Source organism: Succinatimonas hippei YIT 12066, assembly GCF_000188195.1.
GTDB lineage: Bacteria > Pseudomonadota > Gammaproteobacteria > Enterobacterales > Succinivibrionaceae > Succinatimonas > Succinatimonas hippei.
Window position 1 is genome coordinate 1 of the sequence record NZ_GL831053.1, and the last position, 4784, is coordinate 4784.

Annotated in this window: 3 protein-coding genes; all 3 read left to right on the top strand. The window is 37.8% G+C overall.

Annotation, left to right across the window (positions count from 1 at the left end):
- The first annotated feature begins 268 nt into the window (after positions 1–268).
- The 3 genes from HMPREF9444_RS08335 to HMPREF9444_RS08345 are packed head-to-tail and all read left to right on the top strand — an operon-like array spanning position 269 to position 4739.
- Positions 269–2287, top strand: a complete 2019-nt coding sequence (locus tag HMPREF9444_RS08335; protein ID WP_009143977.1) for a TraI domain-containing protein — start codon at positions 269–271, stop codon at positions 2285–2287.
- Positions 2288–2291: 4 nt separating this feature from the next.
- Entirely contained in the window at positions 2292–4151 is a 1860-nt protein-coding gene (gene traD, locus HMPREF9444_RS08340) for a conjugative transfer system coupling protein TraD (protein WP_040909448.1), read from the top strand.
- Between the two features lie 30 nt (positions 4152–4181).
- Positions 4182–4739 carry a hypothetical protein gene (locus HMPREF9444_RS08345; RefSeq protein ID WP_009143979.1) on the top strand — a complete coding sequence of 186 codons (558 nt, stop codon included), beginning with the start codon at positions 4182–4184 and terminating at the stop codon, positions 4737–4739.
- The last annotated feature ends 45 nt before the right edge of the window (positions 4740–4784 follow it).

A 4784-nucleotide genomic window follows, 5' to 3' on the forward strand; every position in this document is an offset into this window, starting at 1 on the left:
AAAATCATGTCCAACTTTTTGTCCGCACCCCCAGTGGATCAGTTTTAAATTGTTGTTGACACGACCTTTAGGCCGGAGAGGAAGTCAAGCAAAAAAGTTTCTCTTAAATATTCGCAACAGCCTTTCTTATTGTTAATTAAAAAATACCCCCCAAATTTTTTACAGCCTATTTATGCCGTTTATGAGCAGGTTGTGTGCAATTTGCAGTCTAACTGCCAAGAACAAAATTTAAATACTGCTAAGCTTTTATTTTTTTTAGAGTTTAGCCATGTCCGTAATTAACTTTCTGTTAAACAAATTTAAATTGCAAAAAAAGATTGAAGGAAATCCTGAAAACCGATCTTTTTTTGATTATCAAAATTCTCTTTATCCGTATGAAAAAGATGATTGCTTAGATCCTGCAGTAAGCTCTGCACTTTCTTTTACGGAAAGAAAAAGAAGCTTCGGGGATACGGCTTGTGTTTCTGATTGTAAGAATTATTCATATAAGTTTGTTGACAGTGAAAACTCAATTATTTTTACGGCTTTTGATGACGGCAAACGAGAATTTCCGGTAAAAGATCCGTCTGCTCTTATAAACGATAACATTGATGTGATAACAGTGATTTATAAGAGCATTGCGTCAGGTGATAAGTTTTTTTACGAAAATATTCTGCCTTATATTCATCGTACTGCAGCTATGTGCCTTACATTGCCGGCGTCGGAAGGGAGTCACGATGCATTGCCCGGCGGTTTGTTTCGCCATTTATTGTGTACTGCGCTTGAAAGTATAAATCTGACTTTAAGAAACAGCGGCGAAACTGACTTTTTTAAACAGCGCAGCATAAAATGTGCCGCATTTTTAGCAGGGCTAAATCATGATTTAGCCAAAATTTTTACAGACTTTTCTATAAGAGTCGAAGGATTGGAATTTAATCCTTATCTTGAAAGCTTTGCTCATTTTTGCAAAAGAGTCAGAGCAAATAAGTACACACTTGAATTTATTTCTCCGCGCAAGGGCAGGCATGATGAGCTGTTCTTTTTATCCTTGAGTTATTTGACGCAGGGGTTACCGCAGCTTTTGGCCTACGTTGAAGATTTTTGTCCTTTGCATGAGTTTTTTCTGCAAAAGTGCGATTTCTTTAAATATGTAAAAAGTGCTGATATCTCAAGCGTTAAAGCAAGTACCCGCAGCTCAAATCCTTATTCGTTCAACGTAAATGCTTTTTTAGTTCATGAAATTTTATCGGTATTGAGTCAATCAAAGTTTGAGCAGTTAATGTCTTTGGGGATTTTCGTCGTTCCTTATGGGCTTCTTGTGGCTTATGACAGTCCGCTTTTATCGGATTTAAAAGCAGATGCTAAATCTTTTAGGGAAGGCGATGATGATTTAGTTAAAAGCAAAAATATACGGAATTTAATTATAGAGTGGCGACGGCAGGGCAATATCCTTCTTGCCGGAAAACTTGCCGTTTACTCATGGCATCAGCTTAGTAAGGATGATGAAAAGCTGTTAGTTTACGGGGTCGTAATCGGGATTAAAACAAAGAATCTAAAAAATCATGATGAGCTTTTATGCAATGCGCTTGCTTTAGGTCCGAGACCTAAAGCTCTGTGCGCTTATATTGAAAAAACTTATAAAGATAGTGTGCCGGGAGTGATTCATCTGAAGCTTGAAAATAAGGATTTTCCTTATGAAGCGAAAGAGTTTTTAGAAGAAAACACGCTTACTGAAACTCTTGAAAAATCGCAGGCGATTTTTAATGACGGAATAAAGAATTACCGGGAAAATTTAAGAGTTACAAGAAAAAAACTGCTTGATAACAAAAAATTAAACAGCAAAGAAGGGCAAGAAGAGGCTCAAAGCGCGGTTAAAGAGCTTAATTTCTTAAATGAAAACACAGAGGGAGAATTTAAAACTTCAGTAGAGGAAATCAATGACATTTTTAAATTGCCGGACGATCTTAAGGAGGCAGATGAAGATGCGGTAGTTAAAAATAACGGCTCTGATCCGAAATTAAATCCGGATGACGGCTTAAGCAGAGTCGATCTGACGGCTTTATCGGTAAAAAAGGATAAAAAACAAACAGATCATAAAGAGCAGTCACATGATCTTAATAATACTCAAAACGAAGCTTTGGAAGAAAAGGATATAAACGATGAAACATTTGTTTTAACAGCAGAAAATTCCGCAAACACTCAAGATCGGCAGCAGTCGTCAGCGAATTTGGCACTTGAGTCCTGGCTTAATGCGTATTCGCCTGATTTGCCGCAGTTTGAATCACCAAAAACTCGTAAAAAACAATAACAAGATGAAAAACATTTTTTTTATAAACCCGATAAAAGACATAAGTTTTAAATCACCGTCAATGCTGGGCAGTGTTATCGCAATTATATGTTTGCACGGCTATTTTATTGTGACGGCATTTAACTCACTTTATAATCTTATAATTTGCGCAGCTGCGCTTTTTCTTTTGCCTTCGCCTTACCCTGTAGTTTTAAAAAAGCTGCTTTTAATTCTTAAAAATAATGAGATTGAAAAAGTAGACGTCTTTAAACTTCAAAATTTTTATAAAAAGCATGAAAAGCTTTATTTGGGGACAGGGTTTAAATGGCAGCCGCGACATTTAAGACTGCTTCAGGAACAGTTGGATGCGGGCTTTGAACAGTTAAGCTCAAAGCGTCACGGGTCTTTTGCCGTTCACAATCTTGAACTTAACAACAGAAAAGATATTTTAATGTCGGTAAATGATTTGAATCTGCACACGATAGTCTTTGGAACAACGGGGGCCGGAAAAACCAGACTGTTTGATTTACTGGTTGCTCAAGCTATTGTACGCGGAGATACTGTGATTGTTATTGATCCTAAATCAGATGCGGATTTGCAAAAGAAGATATTTTTAACGGCGGCGCAATGCTCAAGGGATTTAAAACTGCACTTTTTAAATTTGGCACAAACACAGCACAGCTTGGCATTTAATCCATTGGGAACATTTCTGCGGGCAAGTGAGATAGCCTCGCGTATTACTTCTTTAATGCCCGATAGCGGAAGTGCACAATCATTTAAGGCGCACGCGCATTCGGCAATAACCGCTGCGGTTACCGTCTTAAAAATTAAAGGGAAACTTATAACGCTTAAAAATATTTTAAATGAGCTTGATCATCAGGATCTGTATGCGCTTATCCTTGAGAAGTTCATAAAAGAGGTAACGGAAAATTTAAATGATGTCGGGGTAAATGAATTTTGTAAACAACTTGAAATTAATGAAAAATTAATAAAAAACAAAGAACTAAGCACGTTTACAAATAGTAAGGCTAATTCCCGTAAGGACGGAAGCTCGCTTTTATTTAATCTTGAGAAGATATACGGTTATCTTTGCAATAACGGTCTTATAAATACCGACGGCGATATTTTGACTTTAATTTCCGTAGCCAAGACCGATCCCAGTTATTATCAGAAAGTTACCGCAAGCGTTATGCCATGTATAAGAACCTTATGCGGTGCGGATTTAAACGGTTTACTCTCTTCCGAGGATTTAAGCAAACAGCATACTTTTGAGCAGCTTGCCGCAGACAACGGCATTTTTTACGCTTCCTTAAATTGTTTAAGCGATCCTGTCTTAGGCGGTTATCTTAGTAAGCTTCTGCTTGCGGATCTTTGCGCTTTTGCCGGCAAACTGTATACGCAAAGCGAGTATCGCATCAGCTCTGAACACAAAATAAGCGTATTTGTCGATGAAAGCAGTGAGGCTGCCGGAGAGTCTTTGGTGCAGCTTTTAAATAAATCGCGAGGTGCGGATTTTGCCGTGACAATTGCTACGCAGACTTTTGCCGATTTGGTTAAGCGAACCGGATCGGAAGCTGCTGCACGCCAGATTATCGGAAACTGCAACAACAAAATTTCGTTGCGCTTAAAGGATATGCAAACCGCAAAAATTTTCACTGAAAGCTTGCCGGCTACGGTTGAACCCATTCGCAGTTCAACAATAAGTTTTAGTGAAAGCGCTTCGGATCTTGAGGTTAATTACGGAGTTAACCGATCCGTCACCATGCAAAAATGTCCGCTGTTTCCTGCTGAAGCTTTGCAGTATTTGCCGGATCTGGAGTTTGTTGCGGCTTTATCGGACGGGAATCTGGTAAAAGGTCGTTTACCGCTTGTTGATATTCATTGATTTTATTGTTTTAAAAGGTTTTTTAGGCTTATGCCGATAGTAGATTATTGTGTAAAAGTTGTTTTTGTCGCATTAATTATTTCTCTTGCAGGATCCGGTTTTACCCGTTTTATCCCTAATTTTTCAAAAGTTACGTGCGATGAGGTGTATTCTGAGTGGGCAACTTTAAATCAAGTGACGACAGCAAACGATCATCTTTTTGTTATTTACAGTGAAAATCACCTCAATAAACAGCAGGATACCGATCTTTTTACTTTAAAGGAATGTAAAGCAGATCCTAATTACAAATTGATAAAATTAAGAAGCATCGGAGTTTTTAAGAAAATTTATAAGCACGCCTTGCTGCTTTCTCTGTGTGCTTATATTTTGTTTTCGCTTAAAAAGAATGTCGACGTATCACGCCACCGCAGTCCGCACTTTTTAAAATTCTTCTCATCTGCGGCTATCACTTTGCTTTTTAGTATTAATTTATTTTTGGTTTTGCAAACCCAGTTTAATCCGATTTTGTATCTATGCTTAACTCAAACGGCCCTTATGGTGTTTGTATCCGTACATATTGCTTACAGACTGGGGTTTGACAGTTTGTAAAAACAAAAGTATTCATAACCATGATCTTAAGGATCGCTAAAACTT